Origin of the sequence: Paramagnetospirillum magnetotacticum MS-1, from assembly GCF_000829825.1 — a bacterium.
Lineage (GTDB): Bacteria > Pseudomonadota > Alphaproteobacteria > Rhodospirillales > Magnetospirillaceae > Phaeospirillum > Phaeospirillum magnetotacticum.
This window is the reverse complement of record NZ_JXSL01000030.1, coordinates 798,054-823,309: the sequence shown is the minus strand read 5'-3', so window position 1 is coordinate 823,309 and position 25,256 is coordinate 798,054. Positions and strand designations below refer to the sequence as shown.

The window sequence follows — 25,256 nt, the reverse complement described above, 5'->3', positions numbered from 1 at the left end:
GTCGTCAACCATCGGCCGGGATCAGCAGCCGAGACAGTCCTTCACGTAGATCGATCCGTGGAGCCCAATTCAGTCGGCGGCAACTGGCCTCGACCTCGCCCGCGTGCCGGGGGTCGGGCGGAGCGCCCGAGGAATGCAGCAATGGCGTGCGCCCACATAATTCACCTGCCAGCCGCAAGAGCGCGCCGAGGCGGAGGAATTCCCGGCCGCCCAGGTTGAACAGGCCGGTCTGCTCGCCTTCCGCCAGCCGGGCGATCGCCTGGCCGAGATCGTCGATCCAAATGGGGTTGACGAGGATGCCGTCGGTTCCTTCCAGGCGGATTTCCTCGCCCGCCTCGACCTTGCGTAAAAGACGGTTGATCAGGAACCGCTCTCCGTTGGGGCCGTAGGGGTGATAGATGCGTAAGATCGCGGGAGACAAAATGTCGCCATAGGCCTGGGTCAGAACTTCGGCGCAAATTTTGCTGCTGCCGTAGAAATTCCGGGGGGCGTAACCGGTGTCGCCATCAGGGGCCAGTTCAGATTCAGGCGCCAGGACGTCACCGGTCGAAGCCAGTAGGAAGCGGCGGACGCCGTGGCGGCGGGACGCTTCGAGCAAGGCGAAGGTCGCTTGGACATTGACGGCATAAAGTGCCGCCGCCCGATCCGGAAAGGGGGAAAGCTGGCGCGGGACGGCCAGATGGCAAACGGCATCGATGCCGTCCCACTCCATTGGGGGAAGCGTCGTCGTCTCGGCGTCCCAGCCCACCCAGTCCAGACCCTCAGCGGTCAGGGGTGGCGTGCCGGGACGGGTGGTGGTGGCGGTCACCCGGCGACCAGCGGCCAGCAGGGCCTTGACCGCGGCCAGTCCGACAAAACCGGATCCCCCGGTCACCAGCACGCGGGGCGATACGCTCATGATTCAATCCCCCTCGGCGATGAGGAAGCGAAAGCCGTCCACGTCTTCCACTTCCCGATAACGGGCCAGAAGGCCGGAGATGGGCGGGTTTGTCAGGAAGCGGGTCAATTCAGGCTCCTCGTCGCGGCGCAGTACCGCCAGACGGGGACGATATCGCTGAAAATCCTCGACGACCGCCTGTTCCAATGCCCGGTGGACGGAGCCCTCGACCGGACCTCGGCGCGCTTCCACCGCCGCCAGTGAATCGATGAACCAGAAGGTGTTGAAACGCGACGCATAAATCAGGCCGGTCCGCACCAGGATGGGGTAAAGCGGCCAATGATCCGTCGAGACAAGCAGAAACGGACGATCACCCGCATGGCGCAGAACGGCGGCTTCCAGTTGTCGGATCTGGTTCAGTGCCGCATGCTCGTCGCGCAGCTTGGTCTGGCCACGCCAGCCCGCCAGGACGATGAAGGCAGCCACCAGCAGCGCGGTCGCGGTCCGTCGGCGGCCTGGGGGAGAAACGCCAGCGGCGTGCACTGAGGCCAGCAGGGCGAAGGCGGTTGCCGGCAGAAAGTGGTAATCCACTCCCTTTTGCTGCACCAAGGCGGCGCCGAGGGCTCCAAGCCAGAGAATCGGCCAGAGATCGGTGCCGAAATCAGTCCGTCTGAAGAGCCGTGCCGTCATCCAGGCCCCCGCCGTTCCCACCCAGAGAAGGCTGTACTTGCGAAAGATCATCTCGCTGAATGGATGGTAGAAGTATGCCTGATTGAGCTGAACCGCCAATTGCCGGTTGGGATCGGAGGCCATGGTGGACAGGGCCCAGCCGTAATAGGCCGACGAGGTGATGGCGATGGCCAGGACCACGCGGTTGAACGGTGCCCGCCACTTGCCTTCGCGCCAGGCGGCGACAATTTCAGCGGCGGCTGGCGCGAAGACGAAATGGGGCTTGATCAGAATGGCAAGGACGGTGCAGGCGATCACCGCCGGGGAAGCAAAGGCGGCATCCGGCCCGTCCAGCCGTTTCATCATGTACACGGCATAGGGGACCAGCAGCAGGAAGAAGAAGTGTTCCCGCTGGCCGAACATGTCGATGGGAAAGACGAACGCCATGACGGCCAGGGCGCTGGTCATGGCCATGGCCAGGGGCTGCCGCCCGGTTTGGCTGTAGTGGCGGTACAGAGCCAAGCCCGCGGGAGCGAACATGGCGAAAACATAGGTGAAGAGGGCTGCCTGGGCATTCACCCCCATGGCGACCAGGGCGGAAACCGGCGCGTAGAGGATGAAGTTCGATACCATCAGGCCGGTGAAATAAAGCGGGGCATCGGCTCCCACCACCTGCTGTCCGGCCAGCATGCGCGCGTTGTTGTAGATGAAATAGGCGATGTCGCGGCTGATGGCGACCTGGGATTGCAGGGCGGCGCCGGTCACAATGACCAAGGCCACCGCCGCGAATGTGGCAAAGCGAAAGGATGGCGCCTGATGGCTCATCCGGCGGGCTGCTCGAAGCGGGCCCGCTCGGTCCGCCACCAGTCCACCAGGCCGCGAAGGCCGTCTTCGAGGTTGACGCGAGGTTCAAAGCCCAGCAGGGCCCGGGCCTTGGAGATATCGGCCAGGCGGCGCGGCACGGGATTGACAGAGCGTTCTGGGCCGTATTCGGGCTCGAGACCTTCGCGTCCCATGACCTTGCACAGCAGATCGGCCAATTGGCGCAGGCTGGTCTCGGTCTGGCTGGCGACGTTGAAGGCGTCCTCGACGCAGTCGGACTTGGCGGCCAGGATATTGGCCCTGGCGATGTCGTCCACATGAACGAAGTCCATGGTTTGGAGCCCGTCGCCGAAGATCAGCGGCTTTTGCCCGCCGTCGATGCGTTCCATCCAGCGGATCAGCACTTCGGTATATTTGCCGTGAATGTCCATGCGCGGGCCATAGGCGTTGAAATAACGCATGGCGCAATACCGGATGCCGTACATATCGGCGAACGACTTGAGCAGACCTTCATTGAAGGCCTTGGCGGCGCCGTAGAGGGTGCGGTTGTCGTAGGGGTTTTCCGCCTCGGTGGTGGGGAAGTGCGAGGCCAGACCGTAGATGGAGGCCGACGAGGCCGCCACGATCTTTTCGACCTTGTGCTTGACCGCCAGTTCCAGCAGGTCGAAGACCGAATCCACCATCACTTCCAGCGCCAGCCTCGGTTCGGCGGCGCAATGGGTGATGCGCAGGGCGGCCATGTGGAAGATCAGGTCGCTTCCCGCCACCAGACCATCCATCAGGGAGCGGTCGCGGATATCGCCGTCCACCAGCCGGACATTGCCGCGCGCCAGGGCCGCGTCAAGGTTCTCCTTCCTGCCGCGCACGAAATTATCCACCGCCACGATCTCAGAGCAGCCTTCGGTCGCCAGTTGATCGATAATGGCCGAGCCGATGAAGCCGGCTCCTCCCGTGACCAGGATGCGCTTGCCCGCCAGATCCATATTCAATGCTCTCCTACAGATCGACCGGCTGGCCGCGCAATGCCATGGACTGACTGGCGGCGGCAAGGATTTCTACGACTCCGAGGCCCATGGCGCCATCGGTGACGGGCTGGGTCTTGCCCTTGATGCAATCGATGAAGTGGCGGGTTTCAAGGGACAGTGCCTCGGTTCCGGCCAGTTGGGGAGCCCACATGTCGCCCGAGCGGTAGCCGACCAGCATCTGGTAGATCTGCTCCGGGCTGGGTGTGGTGGTAATACCCTTGTCGTAGACCTTGAGCTTCTCGGACGGCTCCAAATCATCATAGACCGCCATCTTGCGGCTGCCGCCCAACAGGGTCTTGCGCACCTTCACCGGGGCCAGCCAGTTGACGTTGACATGGGCGATGAACGGGCTGTCGTAGAAGACGGTGATATAGGCGAGGTTCTCGGGTGTTCCGGGGACATGGCTCATGCCGACCGCCGAAACGGCAAGGGGCTTGTGCGGCACCACGAATTCCAGGATCGACAGGTCGTGCACCGCCAGATCCCAGATGACGTTGACGTCATGCTGGAACAGGCCAAGATTGACCCGCAGGGAATCATAATAATAGAGGTCGCCCAGTTCGCCCGTCTCGACCATCTCCTTCATTTTCCGGACGGCGCCGGTGTAGCAGAAGGTGTGGTCGACCATCAGGGTCAGGCCGCGCTTTTCGGCCTCTTCGATCAGGTGGCGGGCCTGGGCGGCATCGGCCGTCATGGGCTTTTCCACCAAGACATGCTTTCCCGCCCGCAGGGCCGCCAGGGCCAGTTCGTAGTGGGAGCCCACCGGGGTGGCGATGGCCACGGCGTCGATATCGGTGGCGGCGAAGATCTCGCGGGCGTCGCGAGTGGCGCGGATTCCGGGATAGCGACGCTCGACCAAGGCGCGCTTGTCGTCGCGAAGGTCGCTGACGGCTACCAATTGAGCTCCAGGGGTTTCCGCGAAATTCCGGACGATGTTGGGTCCCCAATAGCCGTAACCCACTACACCGATCTTGACCGTCATGACGCTACTCCCTGGGAACCGCGGGCGGGCGGCCTGTTGGCTTGGGGGCCGACCGCGGATGGGCGACCGGAACCGGGCCTACGTTGTAAACCTGTCCAGAGGCAGGCGGCAAGGGCTGGTATGCGGGCTGGCCGTCAGTCGCTTCCGCGTCGCGGCTCGCTGTAAAGCAGAGTGCATTCGCCGCAGCCCTTGAGGAGGGCTTTGCGTCCGGCCAGATGCAGCCGCCGCATGGCCCGCAGGCGTTCGGAATTGAAGACCTGAATGGGGTCCTGGTCACCGATCTTGCCGAAGCCGTAAGCGGGCTCCAGGATATCCTCGGAGCACAGCGGAATGGAGCCGTCGGCCAGGATCGTCAGCTTGTCGAAGGCATGGTGGCAGGGCAGGCGCTCCACCATCTCGTCGCGCTGTTGTTCGCCGCCGATGACATCGTCCTTGTTGGCCACCTGGCCGCCCCAGGTATGCATGTCGTAAGACGTCACCACGTCGTTGCGGTCGGGGGAAATCCGGCTGGACCAGAAGGCCTTGTACTCTTCCCACTCATGTCGGTTCTTGGCCTGGCGAACGAAGCGGACCACGAAGCGTGTCTTAAAGTCGCCCTGGTCGCGTTCGCGGATGACCGCCTGAACATTTTCCATGACCTTGTCGAAATTCACGCGTTCGCGGATGGATTCGTGGGTGGCCTTGGTAATGCCGTCGATGCTGAAAATGACGGTGTCGATGCCGCTTTCCAAGAGGTCGCGGCGCTTGGCGGCGGTCAGGAGATGGGCGTTGGTGGCAAAGGCCAAACGGCGGAATCCCTTGGCCTTGACATAGCGGATACGTTCGAACAGATGGGTATCGATCAGGGGTTCGCCGAGGGCGAAGAAATCCATCATCTCGATACGATCCCGGTAGGGGACTAGTTTATCGACGATCGCCTTGAACTGCTCCAAGGGCATGGTGCCCTTGGGGCGTTCGGTGGGCTGATCGATGACGCACATGCCGCAGCGCGCGTTGCAGCCGAACACGGTTTCGATGGTCACCCTCTTGGGAATAACCAGATCGGCGGCGAAGCCGGGGTTATCGCGCAAGAAATCCTGCACCACGCTTTCGCTGGAAATCTCCAAGGTCTTGGCGATTTCGAACCAGTCCTCGCCGGTAACGGTGACGGGGCGTCGGGCGGAAACCTGGTTCACGGCAAGCTCCACGCGGCGTGAGCGGGAGGTGGGGACGGCGCCGCGACCGTCTTGTACATGACCAGATCGTCATTGAGGTTCTGGCGATAGGCCGGAGTGACGGGCAGGGCGCGGGTTTCCTTGCCGACGTCGGAAATCAGGGCGTAATAGTGCTTGAGCAGTTCGTCGGGCATGTTGGTCATGTTGACCATCAGCTCCCAATATAGATTGCCCAAGGTGCGGACATATTCGAATTCGGGCTTGCCTAGCTTGTTGCGGCTCTTGGCGTCTTCATAAAGGCGGGTGGCGGGCAGCGGGGTCAGATATGACAGCTTCACCGTGCCGCGCAGGTCGTTGCGTTCGATGAATTCGAGCATGGCCTTATAATCGTCCTCGCTCTCCCACTCGAATCCGATGATCAGGTTCACATGGGGGCGGATGCCGTACTGACGCAGAAGCTTGACCGCCCGCTCGGCATCCTCGATGTCGATACGTTTGTCGATGGCGTTCAGCGTCGCCTGGTTGACCGATTCAACGCCGGTGGTCAGCGCGGTCAGTCCGTGTTCCTTGGCGATGCTGATGCGTTCTTCATCAATCTCATCGATGCGCGATGAGGCGATAAACGTAAAGTTTAGGCCGCGGTTTTTCTTCTCCTCAAGGAAAGAGTAGAAGTACTTCTTGATCTGCATGAAATTTTCGTCAACGAAGTAAAACTTCGTGATGCCGTAATTTTCCATGATGTACTGGATTTCATCCAGTACCTCGCCGACCTCACGCAGGCCGATGCCGTCACCCATGAATTTGTAGCAGAACGAGCAGTGGGCCTTGCAGCCGCGCGAGGCCATGATTTCCCAGCTCAGGCCCACTTCCTTGAAGTAGCCGGAATAGAAATCCATGTCGAACAGGCTGTAATTCTGGCGCGAAAGGTGATCAAGCCGGCGCATGCGCTTGGCCTTTGTGCCGACCACTTGACCGTCGGCGCCCTTGTAAAAGATGCCGGGACCTTCGGGGAAGCTCTCCCCCTCGCGCAGGGCCTTGACGAAGGCCGGGAACACCACCTCGCCCTCGCCATGGATGACAAAGTCGCACTCGCAGTTTTCGACCAGCAGTTCGGGGACCGACGAGGGCAGTGATCCGCCATAGACCACGATGCTGTCGGGGCTGTGCTCCTTGATCAGGCGGGCATAATGCTCGGCATGATCAAGGTGGAAATTGCCGATCATCATGCTGAAGCCGTAAATGGCGGGCTCCTTCGGCATGGTGCGCAAAAAGTAGTCGATTCGCTGGTCGGGCATGACCGGGATCAGGTCGATGATCTGGGGCGTGATGTCGTGGTGCAGCAGGGCGTTCGCAACCACGCTCAACCCCATGGGGAACGAGATTGCATTGGTATTGCGCGATACATTGACCAGAACGACGGGATAGGTCATAGGCTTGCCCTTCCTTTCAGGGAGCTTTCCGGGTGGCGGCGGAAAGTCCGGGAACTTCAATGCGCGTGGGGAGGCGCAGACTTGGCCGGAGATATTGGCCGAACTTTATAATGCGAATTGATCGCAAATTACCAGAACTCCAACCACTGATCGGTTCTTTTCTGGTCCAGCCCCGTCCAGACCTTGGTAAAATCGGCAGATGGTCCCTGATGGTGGCTTTGCCAAGGGTTTGCCGCCGATTTCTTGGCGCAGGCCGAGTCCGTCATGTCAATCTCCCCCGGCCACGGCGATGATCTGGCCGGTGATGAAGCCGCCGTCACCAGACGCCAAATGGGTCACCATGGCGGCGATCTCGTCGGGGCGTCCAGCCCGGCCCAAGGGGACCAGCGCCGTGCGTTTGGCGTAGCGTTCCTCGGTATAGCCAGCGATCTTGCGGTAATTGCCGGTATCGGTCAGTCCCGGCCGGACGACGTTGACCAGGATGTTGTGCCGGGCACCTTCCTTGGCCAGGGTCAGGCTCATGGTTTCCAGGGCTGCCTTTGCCGCCACATAGTGGATTCCGTTGACGCTGCCGCCATATCCCACCGCGGCGGAACTGATGTTGATAATGCGTCCCGACCGGGCCTCGACCATGGCAGGCCAGACGGCCCGAATCAGCCATAGAGGGGCCTGAGCGTTGACGGTCATGGCCTGGTTCCAGGATTCCTCGGTCAGATCCAGGAAGTCCGGGTAATCTCCGATCCCTCCGGCATTGTTGACCAGGATATCGATTCCGCCGACGGCCTCCAGGAATTCGCGGCCCAGACGGGTGACCTGGGTCGGATCGGCCAAATCAGCCTTGAAGCACAGGGCGCGCGAGCCAGAGGCCTCGATCTCGGCGGCGACGGCCAGCACCTTGTCGGGCTCTCCCCGGTGATGCAGCCCGACCAGCGCTCCCTGACGACCGAAGGCACTGGCGATGGCCGCTCCGATCCCCGACCCTGCGCCTGTCACCAGGACCCGCTTATGCCGCAGCGAAGGTATGATCGATTCTGTCACTCTGCGCGGTTTTCAGTACATCGAGGGTGGCGCACGGAAGAGGCGCCCAGGAAAACGCGGCGTACACTAGCGAGATTTTCCGAAAATGTCACCAAAATCGGCCTCAAGCCGAGGCCTTGGCCAGGACCATCAGGGTGTAGTGGCCGCGAATGGTGCGGATTCTCGCCAGTTGCAGTGCCTCGAAACCGGTCCGGGCCAGCAGCGCCAGCAGGCTGACCGGGTCGAACAGCCACAAATGGCAGGAATTGAAGATATCGTCCTCGGCCGGTTTGCGGCCAAAGGCCAGGGCGTCGGGCACTTCGATGAAGACCAGACCGTCGGGTGCCAGGCCCGAGGCGACATCGCGCAGCGCCTGTTCCGGGTCGCGCAGATGTTCAAGCACATAGACAAGGCTGGCCATCTGCACCGGCGCGTCCAGCAGACCGGCCCGGAAAGGAGCTTGGATATAAGGGATGCCGTAGGCTTCGACGAAGCGGCCTTCGGGCGCCGGATCGACCACATGGGGCAGCCATTGGGAATCGCGGAACTCGTAGGCCATGATGCCGGTGGCGCCGCCCACATCGACCATGCGCCATGGCGCGGCCGGCCAGTGGATCAGGTCGGCCCCTTGGGCCTGGGCGATGCCCTGCTTGATCCAGCGGATACGGGCGCGGGTCTCGGACTGGTCGTCGGGCAGGGCGATGACCTTGCGGAAGACCTCTTCGGTGGTGGCGCCGCGCCAGGCGGCGGCGGCATCGCGATAGCCATCCTCGTAGAGGCGGTCCAGGATCTGAGGATCGCGGGAATAACGCGAATAATGAAAGCCACAGCCGGTACAGCGAACCCAGGCGCGGGCAAAGCCATCCTCCGTCACCCCGACCCGTCTTTCGTAGGAATCAGGCTGGTCGGCGGCCAGGAGCAGTTGCGCATCGGGTGCGCCGCAGATCAGGCAGCGATCGGGTCGGGTCATGGCGATTCTCCGTCATTTCCGGAGGACTTCGGAAGGGACTCGGCGGCAAGCAGTTCGGCCAGGCGGAAATCCAGGGCGGTATCGATATCCACCGAACGCTCAGCGGGCATGACATGGCCGACGCTGCCCTCGCCGAGAAATTTCCGCTGCTCCAGCAACCAGGGAACGCGGACGGCATAAACGGCGCCGTTGGCGACGAACACCTTGGGCAGGTCCTGACGCCGGCTGGCATCCAGCGGCTCGAGCAATCGGGTCAGGGTACCGGCCTCATCCATGCGCAGCATCCACCATGGCGATTTGGCCGCTTCGCACACCGAGACGCAGGACGGCGCCCGGTTGTCCACCAGCTGGCGCAGGCAGGCGTCGATATCGGCGGTATGACGGAGCGGCGATGTGGGCTGCAAGAGCACCAGGATGTCATATGCGCCATCGATGGCCTCCAGGGCATGAACAGCCACCTCAACCGAAGAGGCGGTGTCCGAGGCCAGCTCCGCGGGGCGTATGAACGGCGCCTCGCAGCCCGCGGCCGTGGCGGCCTGGACGATCTCGGGATCGTCGGACGAGATCACCACCCGGTCGACCAGGGCCGAGGCCCGCGCCTGCGCCACGCTCCAGGCCACCAGGGGCCGGCCCGCCAGCGGTCGGACATTCTTGCCCGGCAGCCCCTTGGAGCCACCCCGCGCGGTGATCAGCGCCAGAACCGAAAGACCGTCGATCATGTCCGATACCTGTAGCACAAAAGGCGGCGGCCGAACCGTTCCACCAGATGGGGAAAGCGCAGCGACCATTCGGCGCGGATCGCCTCATGGCGTGCGCCGTCGGCAATGAAGGTGCCGAAGCGAAAGCAGGCCCGTTCGGGGGAATAGCCAGCTTTGAAGCGGAGCAGGCTGTCGGCCGGGTCGCCGCTGAGGCCTCCACCGTAATGCAGGCGCTCCCGGCCGCTGTTCAGAAGGTCCATGGTCACCGCGTGACGAAGCAGGTTGTTGGGCGCCAGGGCGGCATGGGCCCGCAATGACGATGACAGATGGTAATGGGCGAAGCGCCGTGACAGCAGCACCAGGGCGCCGCCAATGTCCATTCCGTCGTACTGGGCCAGATAGACCCGCCAATTGCCATCCCCCAAAGTCTGAATGGCATTGAAATAGTCTTCGCCAAAAAGGTAGTCCTCGTGGGCACCCAATTCGGCCATATGCTCCGCATAGAGGTGGGCGAAGCGTTCGAGCCCGTTGCAATCGGTGCGAACCGCGACATTGACACCGGTCTTTTCCGCCTTGCGCACCTTGTTTCGGGTCTCGCGGGCATAGGCGGTGGTTACGCTTTCCGGGGATTGACCCAGGCTCAGGACGACGGTCTGGCGGTCATCCACCACACCAACCAGGGAGGGATCGGCCCAGCGATGGTTATCCAGCAGAGGATGGAAACGCAAGAATCCGCAGATGATACCCCGCTGGCGGCAATGCTCGGTCAAAGCCTCCCACGCGGCGGTGATGAAGGCGGGGTCGTCGCTGGTGCTGAGTGGGCCGCCATAGCCGTAGGGGGTTTCGAAATCGAAGGCGGGTCCTCCCGGTGTGTCGGTCTCGATGGCCCGAACCACCCAGGGCAACAGGAAGATCTGATCATCGTGCTCGAAGGTGAAGGCCTCGATCGAGTCGCCCGGCCGGGCGTAAAGCGCGGCATAGGCCGGACGGAAATAGATGTCGTCGAGGCCGAAAGCATCCAGTCGCTTCAGCAAAACGGTCCAGGCCGCCGTATCGGTGACGGCGGTGGAGGTCATTTTACGTCGTCCCAGGACAACGGCTCGTCTTCCGCCAGATCGCGGCGGAGGGTAAAGCCGGCCAAGCGGTCGAGATCTTCGGGTTCGATGCCGCCGCCGGGGCGTTTGCAGACCAGCATCGTGGTGTCGAGAATGGTTCCGGCGGCAAGATTACGGGCCGCGACCACCCCCCGGCGGATCCCGTTCATATTGGCCAGTTCGGTAGCGGTCGGCCGTTTGATTTGGTCGCCCAGCATGGCCTCGACCCGGCGGATGGCGGCGACGAAGGCGGCCAGCCCCTGGGGATCGAGCGAGGCTTGGTGATCGGGGCCGGGCAGCGAGCGGTCCAGGGTGAAGTGCTTCTCGATGATCACCGCGCCTAACGCGATGGCGGCCAGGGCCGCCTCTCCCCCCAGGGAATGGTCGGATAGTCCCACCGGCAGGCCGAAGGCTCGGCCCAGGGTGGTCATGGCCCGCAGATTCATCTGAGAATCGGGGGCGGGATATTCCGAGGTGCAATGAAGCAGGGCCAGAGGCCCGACCCCGCCACGGCGCAGCGCCGCCACCGCCTTTTCCACCTCGCCCAGAGTGGACAGTCCGGTGGACAGGATGGCCGGGCGGCCAGTCCGGCCGATGGCTTCCAGATATTGGGGGTGGGTGACCTCGGTGGAGCCGATCTTGACGATGGGCATGTCCAATTCGCCGACCAGAAAGGCCAGACTGTCAAAACCGTCCGGGGTGGACAGGAACAAAATTCCCCGTGCCTCGCAATGGCTTTTCAGTTCCCGGAACACCGGATAGGGCAGGGCCAGACGGCACGACAGTTCATAGCGGCTTTCCGCCTGCTCGGTGGTGGCTTCGAGATAATTGACCTTGTAGGCGAAGCGGCCGGTGATCTCGCCTGGGCGCCAAGTCTGGAACTTGACCGCGTCGGCCTGGGCTTCGGCCGCCACGTCGATCAGACGCTTGGCCCGTTGGATATCGCCGTCGTGGTTGACACCAGCTTCGGCGATGATGAAGGCGCGGCCCGGCTGGGCATAGGGCAGAATCTGGGTCATGGCAGGTCCACGAAGCCTTTGCGGATGAGGCCGTCCAGGGGGTGTGCGGCGAGTACGTCCAAGATCCGCTCCGAGGCATGGCCATCACCGAACGGATTAACCACGCTCCGTGCCATGGCCTGGAATTCGGGCGACAGCAGCCGGGTCAGGGCGTCGGCGATGGACTCGGCGAGGATGGGGCAATCGATGATGCTGGCGGCGCGCAGGCGCCCCTTCTGGCGATCACCGATATTGACGGTGCCGATGCCGAAGGACGGCACCTCGATCAGCCCCGACGAGGAATTGCCCACCACGCCTTGGACCTGGGCCAGGGCGGAAAGATAGCCCTGCTGCCCGAGGGAAGCCACCAAGACGGAACGACCGGGACGCCTGGCGACGAACTCCTCCACCGCCCGGGTGATGGCGCGGCCGCCGGCATCGGCATTGGCCATGGTGAAGATCAGGCGGACATCGTCGTCGAGCCCGCCCAAGGCGCTCAGCATCTCGGTGATCTGGGCTTCGGGCGGCAACGGCGACAGGGTCTCGGGATGGAAGGTGACCATCAGCGAGCGCTCACCCAGGGTCATGCCCAGCCGGGCCTCGACTTCGGCGCGGCCAAGGCGCGGGCGCAGGCGGATGGCGTCGAGGCCGGTGGAGCCGACGGTGAACACCCGCTCCGGCGCCTCGCCCAGTTGCAGGATGCGGCGGCGGTAGGGTTCGATGGCGGTGAAGTGCAGATGGGCCAGCTTGGTGATGGCGTGGCGGATGGCATCGTCCACCGCGCCTTCGGTCAATTGACCTCCCGCGATATGGGCGAGAGGCAGCCTGAGCGCCATGGCGGCACTGGCTGCGGCCAGCATCTCGTACCGATCGCCGAAAACCACGACCAGGTCGGGCTTTTGCCGCCCCAGGGCTTCGGCCAGACCGATCACCGCCAAACCCAGCGACTTGGCCATGCCCAGGCCACTATCGTCGGCCTGCACGCACTCAACCCGTTCGGCGATGGCGACGCCGTCGGCCTCGATCTCGCCCACGGTCAGTCCGAAATCCGCCACCAGATGGCTGCCGGTCACAATCAGGCGGGGTTCGGTCCGAGGGTCATCCGCCAACAGCTGGATCAACCGGGACTGCAGACCGTAATCGGCCCGTGACCCGGTAATCACGCAGATGCGGCGGGGCTTGGTCATCGGAACGATACCAGCTCTTTCACGTCCAGACGCTGATCAAGATAGCGGTGCTTTCCGATCTTGGTCTTGGGAATGTCGTCGACCAGGGTAATAGAAATACGGAATCCGGCCAGGATGGCGCCGATACGCTGCTCCAGCACGGCCTTGGAGCCAGCGGGATCGGCGGCCAACTCGGCTTCGAGGACGATCAGGATGGTCAATTCGCCGGGCGTGTCCTGGATGACCTTGAACTCCTTGATGCCCTTCCAGTCCATGTCGTTGTAATTGAACACGGCGGGTGCCAGTGGAGTCGGGTTGCCAGCGGCATCTATGACATAATCCTGCAGTCGGCCCTCGATGCCCTTCAGCATTTGATAGTGGCGGCCGCAGCGGCAACCACCTTCGCCCAGATAGGCGACGTCGCCGGTGCGGTAGCGGATCAGCGGCATCACCGGGTTGTTGAAGCCGGTGACCACCAGTTCGCCGCGTCCGCCGGGCTCGGTGACGTCCCGTCCCTGCTCGTCCAGCAACTCGGTGACGCCCACCTGGGGCATCAGGTGCAGCCCGTCGGAATGATGGCAGGGATGGCCGACAACGCAGGCCTCGGTATGGCCGTAGATGTTGTAGAGCCGTCCCTGGAAGGCGCGCTCGATGACGGCGCGCTGGCCGTCGGTGAGATACTCGCCGTCACTGACGATGGTGCGGATGGGATCGAGCGCCAGACCGTCTTGCAAGATGTACTTGGCCAGGGGCAGGATCGAGGACGGCCGGGTATGGATGTAGCGCGGGCGGAAACGGTTGAGCTCGGCCACGTAGGCCGGCGCGGTTTCGTGGGTGATGTGATAGCACGACATCACCAGCCTGCGGCCGTCCACCAGCTTCCAATAGCGCCCGGTATCGGTGATCTCGGGATCGATCTTGTCACCGTAGAGCCGGATGGACTTCCAGGTGAAAATGTCGAGGCCGATGGCCCGCATGTAATGTTCGGTATTGGCCTTATCGCGGGCCAGAAGGTCGCCGTCGAACCACACGGTGAGCGGCGTGCCGGTGCTGCCTCCGGTGGTGCGGTGGAGCAAGGTGGCGCGGTCGCTGCCATCGGCGAGGAAGGCCTCCGGCTGGGCCTGGATCACTTTCTTGTCGATGATGGGAAAGCGCTTGATATCCTCGATGGAGAGGATGTCCTCGGGGCGGATTCCCGAGGCTGCCATGAAGTCGCGGTAGAACGGGACATGGGCGGCGACGTGGTGGACCAGGCGTCTGAGCGAGCGCAGCTGATAGACGGCGTGGCGCTCCGCCGGCCAGTACTGGCTTGATTCCAGGAATTCGACCCGTTCGCTGAAGAGGGGATTTTCGAACCACTGCATAACGCTATCTCTCGGATGGAGTGCCGATGAGCCGGGGTCACACGCCGCCGGAGGTGGGCGCTTCACGCCCTCGCGGCGAAACGGTGGTGCGTTCCCAGTCGATGATGAAAGTCGGACGCATCATGCCGTTCTTATAAATCCGAGCCATGTAGATGGAGAGGAAAATCACGGCATAGACCAGCAAGCTCTGATTGGCGATGGCCAGGGCGCCGGAAGCGCCCGGTCCCCAGGGCGAGACCAGACCGGCAAGCAGGCAGATCATATTGACGAGAAGCAAAGGTACACCGACATAGCCCACGACCCGGAGCGGGAAGGTTGAAGCGGTCAGGATGAATGCGACGGCACCGGCGAACAGCGACAGCGCATTGTAATGGGTCTGGCCCGCGATGCGGGGTTCGCGGGTATAGGGAATGCCCTTGCGGCTGAAGCCAACATAGGCGATGTCGTTGCGGATGAACGGAAAGGAGTTGGCGATCTTGATGACTTCATCGCGGACTCTGCGGGTCATCAGCAGGAATTCCGCCATGTCGAGAATGAAGTCGTTGTCGGCGATCAGTCGAGTGAAGCGATAAAACGCCTTGCGCCCCTTGACCAGAATATCGGGTTCCGCCCGCTTGTCGCGCAGGCCATAGACCACGTCGTAACCTTCTTCCCATCCCTCGATGAAACGGGCGATCAGTTCCGGCGGGTCCTCGCCATCGGAATCGATGTTGATCACCGCATCGCCGCGGGCATGGGTGAGGCCCGACAGCACCGAAGCCACATAGCCGAAATTGCGGGTCAGGGTGATCAGATGGATGTTGGGATCGCTTTCGCGCCAGCCCAGGATCAACTCACGGGTGCGGTCGGTGGAGCAGTTGTTGGTGAAAATGAATTCGATGTCGTAGCGTTCGCGCGCTGGCGCTACCGCCTTTTGCAGGCGCTCGAAGAAGATCGGCAGGACCTCCTGCTCATTATAGACCGGGACGATGATGCTGATGAGCTTGCGGGCGGAGCTGGTCATTGCTTGTGGCATTCCATCAGATGCACGCTCACTGGCAGGAACCAGAGATCGTGGCGAACGGCGTGATCGACCTTGGTGAAGGCCGAGGTGGCCAGGGTCATATAGGCATCCGGAGTACGCACCGCATCGCCACGGTCCCAATCGCCGATCTTGCGCGCGAACCAGTGCTGGCCCTCGGCATAGCAGGGATCAAAGGTGATGTAACGGCCACCGGGCTTCAACATGGCCGAGGCCATTTCGAAGACGTGGCGGCAACGATCATCGTCGATGTGGTGCAGCATTCCGAAGGAATAGATGATGTCGAAGGTCTCGCCGGTGGCGCAGAGCGAGGCCGCATCCATCACCTGGAACCGCCCCCTGTCGCCGTAATTGGCCTTGGCGCTGGCGATATAATCCGGGGACAGATCGATACCGGTGTAATCGATGTCGCGCGGCAGCATTTCGATCAGGCTTGCCGGACCGCAACCGAGATCAAGAATACGGGCGCCAGCGAAGGGGCGGACATAATCCTTGATGAACACGCGGCGCATATGGCCGGTTCCCAGCAGGGTCTGCAGCAGCTCATACGCCCAGGGCTGGCTGAGAATGGCGCGAAGGCCGGTGGTCGTCTGGGCCATGGGATGAACCCCCTTGGGTCAAAGGCCGAGTTTGCCCCGAACGGCGGCGAAAGGCGGGGCATCACGATGTTCCGCCTTCATCACCACCTCGGTGTCGGCCAGCAGCGGCCAGTCGATGGCGAAGGTCGGGTCGTTCCAGGCGATGCTGACACCGTGGTCGGGCGAATAGTCGTTATCGGCGCAGATGAGAAGATTGACGTGGTCGCTCAGCGTCAGGCAGCCATGGGCGAAGCCACGGGAAACGTAGAGCGAATTGCGCTTGTCGGCATCGAGAACGGCACCGCCCCATTGGCCGAATGTCGGGCTTTCATGGCGCAGATCCACCGACACCCAGAAGCAACGCCCCTCGATGGGGGCGATCAGCTTGGCCTCCAGAAAGGGCTCCGCCTGATGGTGGAGACCCTTCAGGGTGTTCTTATGCTCGGTGAACTGGACGATCACCTGCCGCCACTCGGCCGTCAAACCGGCGGCTGCGAACGGGCGGGCGTCGAAGGGCTTGATCAACCAGCCGCGATGATCGGCGGCCGGATCAAGCTCGACGTCGAAGATCCCCTTGATCGCCCGTTCGGTGATGCGCATCAGACGATCTTGACCTCCGGCACCGGCAGGATGAACTTGCCGCCGCGGGCGCGGTACTCGGCCTGCTCCACCAGGATTTCATCGGCGAAGTTCCAGGCCAGAAGCAAGACGTAATCGGGCTGGTCGGCCAGCAGGCGCTCGGGCCCCACCACTGGAATATGGGTGCCGGGGGTGACGCGGCCTTGCTTCAAAGGGCTCTTGTCGGCGATATAGGCCAACTGCTCGGGACCGAAGCCGATATAGCTGAGCAGGGTGTTGCCCTTGGCCGGGGCGCCATAGCCCACCACGGTTTTGCCAGCCGCCTTGAAACCGGCGAAGGCGGCGTGCAGCTCTTCGCGAATGGCCTCGACCCGCTTGGCGAAGGCGCGATAGCACTCGATGCCGGTCATGCCGCGCTTGACCTCTTCGGCCAGCAGGGTGGCGACGGCGGCGGTGGGCTGACCCTCGCCCTTGCGCATGGCGAACAGGCGCAACTGGCCGTGATGGATGGGCAGGCGCTGGATGTCCACCACTTCGAAGCCATGGCGCTGGAACATGTATTGGGCGGCGTGCAGCGACCAGTACGAGCAGTGCTCGTGATAAACGGTGTCGAAGGCGCAGGCGTCGAGCAGGTCGCCCAGGTAATGGGCTTCGGCGACAAACACGCCGCCGGGCTTGAGCACCACGTCCAGACCCTTGACCAGATCGTCCAGCACCGGAATATGCGGGAAGACGTTGGTGGCGGTGACCACCGAGGCCTTGCCGTGCTCGGCCACCACCTTGGCGGCGGTTTCGGTGCCGAAGAAGGCGACCAGGGTATCGACTCCGTTCTTCTTGGCCAGCGGCGCCAGATTCTTGGCCGGATCGATGCCCAGGATGCGCACGCCGCGCCGCTTGGCCTCCGACAGCAAGGTGCCGTCGTTGCAGCCCACGTCGATGAACAGATCGTCGGCGCCCAGCTTGAAGCGTTCGATCACCGTGGCGGCCAGTCCGTGCAGGTGGCCGACCAGGGTCTTGGACAGCGAGGAGATGTAGAGGTAATCCTCGAACATCGCCGCAGGCGGCACCAGATGGGTCAGCTGCACATGACTGCATTCGGGGCAGAAGCCGACCACCAGGGGATGGCGGGGCTCCACCGCCCCGATTTCCTCGGGGGCCAGGAACTTATTGGCCAGGGTGGTTTCGTGCAGGTCCAGGAAGGGTTCGACCTTGGTCGAACCGCAGGCGATGCAAACGGTCATCGGAAAGCTTTCTCACGTCAGGTCAGGCGGCGCGCCAAATCGGCATTGGTGGTAAACCAGCCGACTGTGCGCGTCAATCCTTCCCTGAGGGAAGTGGTGGGCTGCCAGCCGAATTCGGCCTTGGCGCGCGAGATGTCGGCGGTCATCTCCATGATCTCGTCGGGGCGGGTGGGAATGGCGCCGAACAGCCCTTCCACCGGATTGCCCATCAGCTCCAGCACCGTCGAGACGATGGTGCGCACCGGCACGCCTTCGCCCGCTCCGGCATTATAGGCGCGCCAGCCGTCCCGGGGCTTGTCCACCGCCAGCTCCAGCAGATCGATCAGATCGTCGGCATAGAGATAATCGCGGGTCTGACGGCCCTCGGTGGTGCGGATGGGCTTGCCGTCCAGCGCCGAGAAGATGATCTGGGGGATCAGCCGGGTGATGCGCTCCCAGGGGCCGAAAGGGGTGTAGATACGGAACTCGGTGATGGGCCTGCCGGTCATGCGGGCATGGGCGGCGAACAGCAGCGAGGCGGATGCCTTGCTGGCCCCCAGCCAGGTGGCGGGGGCCGGCGCCTGATCCTCGGGGGCACGGTTGGCGTTGCCGTAGATGGCGGCGGTGCTGGCATAGATGATCTGGGTACGGGGCAGGGCTTCCAGCGCTTCGATCAGATTGGCGGCGCCCGACACATTGGTCGACAGATGGGTTGCCAGGGTCGGCGGCGGGTTGAACACCGAACTGGACAGGTGAAAGACCACGTCGGGCCGGGCCGCCTCGACCGCCGCCTTGAGAGAGGCGGCATCGGAGACGTCGGCTTCCAGCCGGGTGATGCGATCGCCCAGATCCTCCAGCCGCAGGGCATGGCCGCCCCGGCGCACCAGCGAAAACACTCGGTGCCCCTGATCGGCGAGACGGCGGGCCAGCAGGCTGCCGAGATGGCCGGCGCCGCCGGTCAGCAGGAACGACTTGGTCATGATCAATGTCCCAGGGGAATGAGGACGCGGGTGCCGGAGGCTTCGTAGCGGACCGGCAGGCGGTCGAGTTCGGCCAGCGCCTCGGCCACAGCCGGTTGCCGCTCGGGCGGCACGATCAGCAGCAGGAAGCCGCCGCCGCCAGCCCCGGCGATCTTGCCGCCGGTCGCACCCGCCGCCATGGCGGCGTCATACCACTGGTCGATCTGGCCGTTGCTGATGGCGTCGGTGATGCTGCGCTTTTGCTGCCAGGTCTGGTCCAGCACTTCACCCAGGGCGGCGGGGTTGAAATCGCCGTTGAGCAGGCGGCGGACCTCTTCGCAATGGCCCTTGATGGCGCGCAGATTGGCCATGCGCTCGTCGATGGCCTGGCGCTGCTTGGTCAAAATCTCGGTGGCCGAGCGGGTGGTGTTGGTCCAAAACAGCATCAGGTGGTCGAATAGGGTGCGGATCTTCTCGGCGGAGATCACCTGGGGCTCCAACACCACCCGGCCGTCGGTCTCGAACCGCATGCAGTTCATGCCGCCGAACGCCGCCGCATACTGGTCCTGCTTGCCGATGGGCTGCTTCAGGACGTTGATCTCGATATGGCAGGCCTCTTCCGCCAGTTGGCCCAGCGATACCCGGTCGCCGCGCATGACATGCAGAGCATGCAGCAGCCCAACCGCGAAGGAACTGGACGAGCCAAGCCCCGAAGATGACGGAACGTCGGCCACGGTGCTGACGTAAAGCGGCGGCTCCACCGGCACCAGGCGCAGGCATTCGCGCATGATGTCGTTGCGGATGCTGTCGAGATCGGGGGCATGCTCCGCGTTGTAATAGTTGAGCCGATAGGGCTCGCGGTACAGCGTTCCATGCTGCTTGACCGTGACATAGACGAATTTATCGATGGTGGTGCTGAGAACGGCCCCGCCTTCCTTGAGATAGTAATCGGCGATGTCGGTACCTCCGCCCGCGAAGGACAGGCGCAGGGGCACGGCGGTCATCACGATTCGGGGCGTGTTGCTCAGTCTGGGCATTTTCCAGTCACCGGATTCGAGTGATCGGCCGCAAGCAGATCGTGGACGGCGTCGAGCAGACTATAGCTCTCGGTCACCTGAAGGAAGGGCGCGCCTGCCGCTTGGGCCGCCTCTCCGTCCCGGTCGTCGTCGCCAATGAAGGTCACCCGCGACAGGTCCAGATGAAAGTCGCGCTGCGCTTGGAATAGCATGCCGGGCCGCGGCTTGCGGCAATCACAGCCCTCGTCCCAATTATGCGGGCAGTAATAGATGTGATCGATTCGCCCGCCAGCGGCTTGCGTTTCCTCGATCATGCGCCCATGGATGGCATCCAGAGCCGCCTGATCCAGGGCGCCGCGGGCCAGGCCGGGCTGGTTAGTGATCAAGATGATGCGATAATCGGCGCGCGCCAGTTCCGCCAGGGCCTCACGGGCGCCAGGCAGCCACTGCCAGTCGGCCCAGGAGCGGACGTATTCGGCCCTCGGCATGCGAAGGTTCAAGGTGCCGTCGCGGTCGAGCAGCACCGTCTTGTTGCGGGCCAGGAAGGCCTCGGTCAGGGGCAGGCGCTCATGGCTGCCGACGCTGTAATAGCGATGGTCGGTCTCGAACGCGGCCAACTGCCTGCGTTCCACCAGCACGGGATAGACCGACTTCTCGAAGGAGGGATTGCCGCCCTCGGGAATGAGGTCGATGACCGCGCGGGTCAGAATGAAAAAGCCGATATCGACGCCAGCCAGACCAGGCGCTGTGCGCGACTTGTCGTAAAGGGCCAGCAGGCCGTCGTCATCCACCCGCAGATTGTCGCGGGTATAGCCGTCGCGGTTGCGGTAAACGGTGACCATGGCCTCGACGCCCAGGCGGCAATACCGTTCCCACATGGCCGCGAAGGGCATGGGCCAGTAATTGTCGCAATAGAGCAGGACGAAGATGTCGTCGAGACGGTCCTTGACCCGGCGCAACCGGGTGCCGGTCTCGTCCTCGACCGGAGAGACGGCGTACTCGATCTCGACGCCAAAGCGCGAGCCGTCGCCGAAATGCTCCGTCACCTTGTCGGGGAGATAGCCCAACAGGAAGAGAATACGGCGGAACCCCTGGCCGCGCAGCATCTCGACCAGATATTCGGCGAAGGGCCGGTCATGAAAGGGAATCATCGGTTTGGGCGTGTGGTCGGTCAGGGGGCGCAGCCGCGTCCCCTGACCCCCAGCAAGAATAACCGCCTGTCGCGGTCGGTCCACCCTGTCCGCCATCAACCGTGCTTCACATCCCAATTATAGGGAATGTCGTTATTGAAGGGATCGATATAGATCAGCTCGTTGGGATCGTGGGGCATGGAGGCGCAATTGACCAGCATGGCCAGCTTGTCGCCATAGGCCTTGTAGCCGTTGCTGATGCCCGGCGGAATCTTGACCTGGATGTAGTTATCCTCGCCCATGAAGCATTCCATCAGGTTGCCCTTGGTCGGCGAGCCGTCGCGGCCATCGAACAACACCAGCTTCATCATGCCGACGATGCAGGTGTTGTTGAGGGTCATTTCCTTGTGGATATGCCAGGCCTTGACGATGCCGGGATAGCCCGAGGAGATGTAGACCTCGCCGAATTCGGTGAATTGCGGGTCGGTCTTCTTCATCAGGTGCATGATCTTGCCGCGCTCGTCGCAGATGCGGCGCATGGGAGTCACGGTGACGCCCTCGATCCAGTTGCCCTTGATGCCGTCGATACGGGGAGTGCTCATCGTTCGCTTTCCTCAGGCGGTGCCGAGACGGACGCGCTCGCGCCAGTAGTCGAGCGTTTCGGACAGAATGGTTTGGAACGAAATCTTCGGTTCCCAGCCGGTGTCGTCGCGGAATTTCTTGGTGTCGGCGATCAGGCGGGGCACCTGGGTCGGGCGCACATACTGGGGGTCGGTCTCGTGGCGGATGCCCTTGACCGTGGACATGCCGATCAGCATCTCGAGGGCCTGGCGGAAGGTGTAGATGGTTTCCGGGGCCTCGGACCCGACCAGATACAGCTCGCCCGGCCGGCACTTGGTGCTGGCGATCCAATAGGCCTCGACCATGTCGCGGACATGGGTGAAGTTGCGTCGGTCGTCGATATGGCCGACCTTCAGCAGCGGGTCCATCTTGCCAGCCTCGACCATGGCTACCTGATAGGCATACCACGGAATGCCGAACACCTTGTCGCGGCGCGGCCCTTCGTGATTGAAGGCGCGGGTGCGGATGACGTTGATGCCGTAGGACTTGTGGTAGACGAAGCCGATCAGATCCTGGGCGATCTTGGTCACCGCGTAAGGATTGACCGGCAGCAGCACGGTTTCCGGGGTGATGGGCAGCTTGTCCTCGGGGATGTCGCCGTATTCCTCACCCGAACCGGGGATATGGAAGGGTGCGCTCGACTTGTTCTGATGCAGCCAGTCCAGAAGATTGACGGTGGCGTTGTAGTTCATCGCCATGTAGCGCTGCGGATTCTTCCACGACGGGCTGACGAAGCTTTCGGCGGCACAGTGGAAGATACGGTCGGGCTTGGCGATGTTCATCATCTCGCGCGTCGAGATGGGATCGGTCAGATCGCAATCGATCCAGGTGATGCGGTCCTGGATGTGGCGGACATTGTCCATGCGCGACAGATGCCAGCGCTTGGTGCCGATCACCTGATACTTGCCGTCCAGGGATAAGACGTAATCCGCAAGGTGCGAACCCACAAAGCCGGTGATGCCCGTGATCAGGATGCGCTCAGACATTCGCGAACTCTCTTTCGGTAGTTGGCGGCCCCTGATCGGGAACGCCGCATTGCTCGGCAGTGATTACACGTCCAGGCGATCAGGGTCAAACCTTCGATACGCCCTGCCGCTACGCAAGGCCTAGCTCGGCCAGAACTCGGCCGGGCTCGACCGCCAGCATGTCGGGATTGGGCGAGAGCATGTCCAGGGTGAAGTCCCGGCAGACCCGCGACACCTTGATGTCGCCGAGGCTGCGATAGGCCTCCAGCAGCAGCCGGTCGCTGCTGCGGTTTTCGCTCTTGGAATCGTCGATGATCACCAGCCGCCGCGTCCGGGCCAGATCGGCCAGGATCAGATCCCAATCGGTCGGCAGGATGGCGGGCACCGAGAACAGCGAGGACTTGCGGCCGCCCAGGCCCAGGGAGGCCCACAGTCCTTGGGCCTGGGGAAAGGCGAAGTTGAAGGCGACGACGGTGGCGTCGTTGCCCTCGGCATAGCGGAGAATGTCGCCGGACCGATCGGGGCTCGCCGTCAGGTCCTCGCCCAGCAGTTCGGTGCCGAACAAGCGCTGGGATACCCCGATCAGGCGGCAACCCGGTGCCACCAGATGGCGGCCGATCACAAGATCGGCATCGTGGCGATTGGTGATGGCGTAGCCCGGCAGGTGGGCCATGGAGCAGAAGTCGCTGAAATTGTTGAGGCTGGATTGCGGCCCCTCGAATCCGCTGTCGACGATGATGCTGACCACCGAGAACGAGGCGGTGGGATCGGTCCGCCGCACCAGATTATAGGTATTGACCAGATGATCGAGGCCCAGCAGCAGAAAATCCTGCTGCTTCATGAAATAGATGGCGTTGATGCCTCGCAGCATCATGCCGAACCCGGCGCCGACCAGGGTGTTTTCCACATTGGGGGTATCGATGATCCGCCCGTCCGGGCCACAGGTCAGGCCGCGGGTCAGACCCGACAGGCACGAACCGGCGGTGATGTTCTGGCCATAGGTGACCAGCCGGGGGGTCGCGGCGATTTTGGCCCGGATCAGGCCGTTGACATAGCCGATATAGTTCACGCCAGTTCCTCCCTGAGCGAGGTCAGCAGGGCGGCGGATTGGCCCCTGAGCCAGTCGGCATCGTGGCGCTGCGTCAAGACGAAGACCGGGTCCTCGGCATTATCGCGGATGACCGGCCAGTCGCTGGGCGTTACCTCGGGGGCGGCTCCGTGGTGGTAGTTGATGTACTTTCCGGCGGGAAAATCCGGGTGCGGCATCAGCCAGTCGCCCAAGGTGGCCAGATCCACTTCGACCACCACCGGGCGGCGCCGGGCCAGTGCCTCGCCGCGCAGACGGATCAGCTCGGCGGCGTAGGTGGCGACGTCGTTGCCGCTCAACCGGCCATAGGGCAGGTCGAAAGCGGCGGCCACCCGGTCCACATGGATGGGGCAACGCCGTTCCTCGATGCGGGTGGCCAAGGACCAGCCGTTGTTTTCCACCACCACAACCAGGGGGGCGTCGCCGCTGCGGGCCAGTTCCAGGCTCTCGAAAAACACGCCTTCCTCGAGGGCGCCGTCGCCGGTGACCACGAAAGGCACCGCGCCCGAGCCCAGAACCGTCTCGGCCATGGCGGCACCGGCGGCGACGCACAAATCATTGCCGAGGATGCTGGAGGTATAGATCAGCCCCCGTCCGGGATTGCTCATATTCATGGAGCCGAGGCGGCCGCCAGCCAGGCCGTCGGGGCGCAGCGCCAGTTCGGACACCTCGGCGGCCAGGGATGTGGCCCGCGCGATGTTGTAGTGGATGTTGCGATGGGTGAGGAACAGGCTGTCGCCCTCGGCCATGGCGGCTCCAACCGCCACGGCGATGGCTTCATGCCCCAGGGCCAGATGTACCGGCACCCGGAACTTCTTGGCCTTCAGCGCTTCGTTGATCAGCATCTGGGCAAGGCGGACCCGAAGCACCTGGCGTGCCAGCGCCTCGGCGGTATTGTCGCGGCCATCGGTCATTTGCGTGGGATTCCCAGGAAGTCGATGATGCCGCTCAGGCCCTGGTCCAGGGTGATGCGCGGCCGCCAGCCCAACAGACGGGCGGCCTTCTCGCCGGAGACGGAGCGGATGGAGGGTTCGGCGGGATTGGTCTCTTCCACGGTGACGCTCCGGCCCAGCAGGCGTGCCGAACAGTCCACCACCTCGCCCAAGGAGATCAGGCTGGCACCCTGGATGTTGATGATCTCATAGCCGGGCAGGCCGACCGAAGCCAGAATGGCCTCGGCGATATCACTGACATGGATGAAGCGCCGCGCCGTGGCGCGGGCGCCGATCTTCACCGTCTCTCCCTTGGCGACGGTGTTCAGCAAGGCTTCCACCGCCGACCAGTTGCCGGGGCGCGGGCCGTAAATGATGCCGAAGCGCAGGCAGGTCGTCGGAGCATGGCCGTGGCTCACCCTCTGGCGCAGGGCGTTTTCGGCCACCAGCTTGGACAGGGCGTATTCCGAACTCAGGCGGGCGAGGTCGATGACGTCGTCCTCGGTCTTTTCCTGGCCAGGGGGGAAGCTGTCATAGACCCATTCGCTCGAGGCGAAAATGAACTGCTTGGCCCCACGCAGGTCCCCGGCTTCGGCCAGATTCAGGGTCCCCATGACATTGGCGTCGAAACAGGCATGCGCCTTGTCCCGGCAATCGGGGTCCCGCGACAGAGCCGCCAGATGGATGATCGCGTCGCAGCCCTCGGGGATCAGCCGGGCCACGTCCGTGTCGCGGATGTCGGCCACATGACAGTCGGGGCGGTCCACCGGCACCATATCGATGCCGGTGACGGTGATGCCGCGCTGATCCAACAGCCGAATCAGTTCCTTGCCGATGAAGCTGGCGGCGCCGGTGACGAACAGGTGCACGGGATATTCCTCT

Annotated in this window: 26 protein-coding genes; all 26 read right to left on the bottom strand. The window is 63.3% G+C overall.

Translation table 11 applies throughout. The features are described from left to right. Positions 1-4: 4 nt before the first annotated feature. On the bottom strand, positions 5-898 hold the full coding sequence (locus CCC_RS21315) for an NAD-dependent epimerase/dehydratase family protein (RefSeq protein WP_052473284.1): 894 nt from the start codon (positions 896-898) through the stop codon (positions 5-7). 3 nt (positions 899-901) lie between these two features. Beyond that, a complete protein-coding gene (locus tag CCC_RS16410; RefSeq protein WP_041042082.1) occupies positions 902-2,371 on the bottom strand; it encodes a hypothetical protein in 1,470 nt (489 codons plus the stop codon). After that, the gene (locus CCC_RS16405; protein ID WP_009871286.1) at positions 2,368-3,351 is read right to left on the bottom strand and encodes an SDR family NAD(P)-dependent oxidoreductase; all 984 of its coding nucleotides are present in this window, start codon (positions 3,349-3,351) and stop codon (positions 2,368-2,370) included. The genes CCC_RS16410 and CCC_RS16405 overlap by 4 nt, the downstream gene beginning before the upstream one ends. Before the next feature lie 13 nt (positions 3,352-3,364). Continuing rightward, complete coding sequence (locus CCC_RS16400; protein ID WP_009871285.1) at positions 3,365-4,375, bottom strand: Gfo/Idh/MocA family protein; 1,011 nt, start codon at positions 4,373-4,375, stop codon at positions 3,365-3,367. Positions 4,376-4,509: 134 nt separating this feature from the next. After that, on the bottom strand, positions 4,510-5,550 hold the full coding sequence (locus CCC_RS16395; RefSeq protein WP_009871284.1) for a radical SAM/SPASM domain-containing protein: 1,041 nt from the start codon (positions 5,548-5,550) through the stop codon (positions 4,510-4,512). Continuing rightward, complete coding sequence (locus tag CCC_RS16390; protein WP_009871283.1) at positions 5,547-6,959, bottom strand: B12-binding domain-containing radical SAM protein; 1,413 nt, start codon at positions 6,957-6,959, stop codon at positions 5,547-5,549. Before CCC_RS16390 ends, CCC_RS16395 begins: the two co-directional genes overlap by 4 nt. Positions 6,960-7,087: 128 nt before the next feature. Then, positions 7,088-7,225, bottom strand: a complete 138-nt coding sequence (locus CCC_RS22470; RefSeq protein ID WP_160295541.1) for a hypothetical protein — start codon at positions 7,223-7,225, stop codon at positions 7,088-7,090. Between the two features lies 1 nt (position 7,226). Next, positions 7,227-7,997 (bottom strand): SDR family NAD(P)-dependent oxidoreductase, encoded by a 771-nt coding sequence (locus tag CCC_RS16385; protein ID WP_052473282.1) that lies wholly within the window; start codon positions 7,995-7,997, stop codon positions 7,227-7,229. Positions 7,998-8,100: 103 nt separating this feature from the next. Continuing rightward, the gene (locus CCC_RS16380) at positions 8,101-8,946 is read right to left on the bottom strand and encodes a class I SAM-dependent methyltransferase (protein WP_009871281.1); all 846 of its coding nucleotides are present in this window, start codon (positions 8,944-8,946) and stop codon (positions 8,101-8,103) included. Then, a complete protein-coding gene (locus CCC_RS16375; protein WP_009871280.1) occupies positions 8,943-9,665 on the bottom strand; it encodes an acylneuraminate cytidylyltransferase family protein in 723 nt (240 codons plus the stop codon). The genes CCC_RS16380 and CCC_RS16375 overlap by 4 nt, the downstream gene beginning before the upstream one ends. Beyond that, positions 9,662-10,720, bottom strand: coding sequence for a GNAT family N-acetyltransferase (locus tag CCC_RS16370; protein WP_009871279.1), 1,059 nt, complete (start codon positions 10,718-10,720; stop codon positions 9,662-9,664). The genes CCC_RS16375 and CCC_RS16370 overlap by 4 nt, the downstream gene beginning before the upstream one ends. Next, positions 10,717-11,757 carry an N-acetylneuraminate synthase gene (locus CCC_RS16365; protein ID WP_009871278.1) on the bottom strand — a complete coding sequence of 347 codons (1,041 nt, stop codon included), beginning with the start codon at positions 11,755-11,757 and terminating at the stop codon, positions 10,717-10,719. The genes CCC_RS16370 and CCC_RS16365 overlap by 4 nt, the downstream gene beginning before the upstream one ends. Continuing rightward, on the bottom strand, positions 11,754-12,923 hold the full coding sequence (gene neuC / locus CCC_RS16360) for a UDP-N-acetylglucosamine 2-epimerase (protein WP_009871277.1): 1,170 nt from the start codon (positions 12,921-12,923) through the stop codon (positions 11,754-11,756). Before neuC ends, CCC_RS16365 begins: the two co-directional genes overlap by 4 nt. Beyond that, on the bottom strand, positions 12,920-14,266 hold the full coding sequence (locus CCC_RS16355) for a phenylacetate--CoA ligase family protein (protein ID WP_009871276.1): 1,347 nt from the start codon (positions 14,264-14,266) through the stop codon (positions 12,920-12,922). The genes neuC and CCC_RS16355 overlap by 4 nt, the downstream gene beginning before the upstream one ends. Before the next feature lie 37 nt (positions 14,267-14,303). Beyond that, positions 14,304-15,269, bottom strand: coding sequence for a glycosyltransferase family 2 protein (locus CCC_RS16350; protein WP_009871275.1), 966 nt, complete (start codon positions 15,267-15,269; stop codon positions 14,304-14,306). Continuing rightward, positions 15,266-15,886: a class I SAM-dependent methyltransferase gene (locus CCC_RS16345; protein WP_009871274.1), complete on the bottom strand. Its 621-nt coding sequence runs from the start codon at positions 15,884-15,886 to the stop codon at positions 15,266-15,268. The genes CCC_RS16350 and CCC_RS16345 overlap by 4 nt, the downstream gene beginning before the upstream one ends. An 18-nt stretch (positions 15,887-15,904) precedes the next feature. Beyond that, positions 15,905-16,465: a dTDP-4-dehydrorhamnose 3,5-epimerase family protein gene (locus tag CCC_RS16340; protein ID WP_009871273.1), complete on the bottom strand. Its 561-nt coding sequence runs from the start codon at positions 16,463-16,465 to the stop codon at positions 15,905-15,907. Continuing rightward, positions 16,465-17,685, bottom strand: a complete 1,221-nt coding sequence (locus CCC_RS16335) for a class I SAM-dependent methyltransferase (protein WP_009871272.1) — start codon at positions 17,683-17,685, stop codon at positions 16,465-16,467. Before CCC_RS16335 ends, CCC_RS16340 begins: the two co-directional genes overlap by 1 nt. A 17-nt stretch (positions 17,686-17,702) precedes the next feature. Continuing rightward, the gene (locus CCC_RS16330; RefSeq protein WP_041042080.1) at positions 17,703-18,644 is read right to left on the bottom strand and encodes an NAD-dependent epimerase/dehydratase family protein; all 942 of its coding nucleotides are present in this window, start codon (positions 18,642-18,644) and stop codon (positions 17,703-17,705) included. 2 nt (positions 18,645-18,646) lie between these two features. Continuing rightward, positions 18,647-19,660 (bottom strand): GHMP family kinase ATP-binding protein, encoded by a 1,014-nt coding sequence (locus tag CCC_RS16325; RefSeq protein ID WP_082036653.1) that lies wholly within the window; start codon positions 19,658-19,660, stop codon positions 18,647-18,649. Then, the gene (locus CCC_RS16320; RefSeq protein WP_052473279.1) at positions 19,648-20,886 is read right to left on the bottom strand and encodes an HAD-IIIA family hydrolase; all 1,239 of its coding nucleotides are present in this window, start codon (positions 20,884-20,886) and stop codon (positions 19,648-19,650) included. Before CCC_RS16320 ends, CCC_RS16325 begins: the two co-directional genes overlap by 13 nt. Then, positions 20,886-21,371, bottom strand: a complete 486-nt coding sequence (locus CCC_RS16315; protein ID WP_009871268.1) for a dTDP-4-dehydrorhamnose 3,5-epimerase family protein — start codon at positions 21,369-21,371, stop codon at positions 20,886-20,888. Before CCC_RS16315 ends, CCC_RS16320 begins: the two co-directional genes overlap by 1 nt. A gap of 12 nt (positions 21,372-21,383) precedes the next feature. After that, positions 21,384-22,376, bottom strand: coding sequence for a GDP-mannose 4,6-dehydratase (locus CCC_RS16310; RefSeq protein WP_009871267.1), 993 nt, complete (start codon positions 22,374-22,376; stop codon positions 21,384-21,386). 109 nt (positions 22,377-22,485) lie between these two features. After that, the gene (locus CCC_RS16305; RefSeq protein WP_009871266.1) at positions 22,486-23,424 is read right to left on the bottom strand and encodes a Pyruvate/2-oxoglutarate dehydrogenase complex, dehydrogenase (E1) component, eukaryotic type, subunit beta; all 939 of its coding nucleotides are present in this window, start codon (positions 23,422-23,424) and stop codon (positions 22,486-22,488) included. After that, a complete protein-coding gene (locus CCC_RS16300; protein WP_009871265.1) occupies positions 23,421-24,356 on the bottom strand; it encodes a thiamine pyrophosphate-dependent enzyme in 936 nt (311 codons plus the stop codon). The genes CCC_RS16305 and CCC_RS16300 overlap by 4 nt, the downstream gene beginning before the upstream one ends. Then, positions 24,353-25,243: an NAD-dependent epimerase/dehydratase family protein gene (locus CCC_RS16295; RefSeq protein WP_009871264.1), complete on the bottom strand. Its 891-nt coding sequence runs from the start codon at positions 25,241-25,243 to the stop codon at positions 24,353-24,355. The genes CCC_RS16300 and CCC_RS16295 overlap by 4 nt, the downstream gene beginning before the upstream one ends. Between the last annotated feature and the right edge of the window lie 13 nt (positions 25,244-25,256).

Bases quoted from the DNA above. Each gene is read 5' to 3' on its own strand.
- CCC_RS21315 (WP_052473284.1), bottom strand. From the start codon at position 898: ATGAGCGTATCGCCCCGCGTGCTGGTGACCGGGGGATCCGGTTTTGTC.
- CCC_RS16410 (WP_041042082.1), bottom strand. From the start codon at position 2,371: ATGAGCCATCAGGCGCCATCCTTTCGCTTTGCCACATTCGCGGCGGTG.
- CCC_RS16405 (WP_009871286.1), bottom strand. From the start codon at position 3,351: ATGGATCTGGCGGGCAAGCGCATCCTGGTCACGGGAGGAGCCGGCTTC.
- CCC_RS16400 (WP_009871285.1), bottom strand. From the start codon at position 4,375: ATGACGGTCAAGATCGGTGTAGTGGGTTACGGCTATTGGGGACCCAAC.
- CCC_RS16390 (WP_009871283.1), bottom strand. From the start codon at position 6,959: ATGACCTATCCCGTCGTTCTGGTCAATGTATCGCGCAATACCAATGCA.
- CCC_RS22470 (WP_160295541.1), bottom strand. From the start codon at position 7,225: ATGACGGACTCGGCCTGCGCCAAGAAATCGGCGGCAAACCCTTGGCAA.
- CCC_RS16380 (WP_009871281.1), bottom strand. From the start codon at position 8,946: ATGACCCGACCCGATCGCTGCCTGATCTGCGGCGCACCCGATGCGCAA.
- CCC_RS16375 (WP_009871280.1), bottom strand. From the start codon at position 9,665: ATGATCGACGGTCTTTCGGTTCTGGCGCTGATCACCGCGCGGGGTGGC.
- CCC_RS16370 (WP_009871279.1), bottom strand. From the start codon at position 10,720: ATGACCTCCACCGCCGTCACCGATACGGCGGCCTGGACCGTTTTGCTG.
- CCC_RS16365 (WP_009871278.1), bottom strand. From the start codon at position 11,757: ATGACCCAGATTCTGCCCTATGCCCAGCCGGGCCGCGCCTTCATCATC.
- neuC (WP_009871277.1), bottom strand. From the start codon at position 12,923: ATGACCAAGCCCCGCCGCATCTGCGTGATTACCGGGTCACGGGCCGAT.
- CCC_RS16355 (WP_009871276.1), bottom strand. From the start codon at position 14,266: ATGCAGTGGTTCGAAAATCCCCTCTTCAGCGAACGGGTCGAATTCCTG.
- CCC_RS16350 (WP_009871275.1), bottom strand. From the start codon at position 15,269: ATGACCAGCTCCGCCCGCAAGCTCATCAGCATCATCGTCCCGGTCTAT.
- CCC_RS16345 (WP_009871274.1), bottom strand. From the start codon at position 15,886: ATGGCCCAGACGACCACCGGCCTTCGCGCCATTCTCAGCCAGCCCTGG.
- CCC_RS16340 (WP_009871273.1), bottom strand. From the start codon at position 16,465: ATGCGCATCACCGAACGGGCGATCAAGGGGATCTTCGACGTCGAGCTT.
- CCC_RS16335 (WP_009871272.1), bottom strand. From the start codon at position 17,685: ATGACCGTTTGCATCGCCTGCGGTTCGACCAAGGTCGAACCCTTCCTG.
- CCC_RS16330 (WP_041042080.1), bottom strand. From the start codon at position 18,644: ATGACCAAGTCGTTCCTGCTGACCGGCGGCGCCGGCCATCTCGGCAGC.
- CCC_RS16325 (WP_082036653.1), bottom strand. From the start codon at position 19,660: ATGCCCAGACTGAGCAACACGCCCCGAATCGTGATGACCGCCGTGCCC.
- CCC_RS16320 (WP_052473279.1), bottom strand. From the start codon at position 20,886: ATGGCGGACAGGGTGGACCGACCGCGACAGGCGGTTATTCTTGCTGGG.
- CCC_RS16315 (WP_009871268.1), bottom strand. From the start codon at position 21,371: ATGAGCACTCCCCGTATCGACGGCATCAAGGGCAACTGGATCGAGGGC.
- CCC_RS16310 (WP_009871267.1), bottom strand. From the start codon at position 22,376: ATGTCTGAGCGCATCCTGATCACGGGCATCACCGGCTTTGTGGGTTCG.
- CCC_RS16300 (WP_009871265.1), bottom strand. From the start codon at position 24,356: ATGACCGATGGCCGCGACAATACCGCCGAGGCGCTGGCACGCCAGGTG.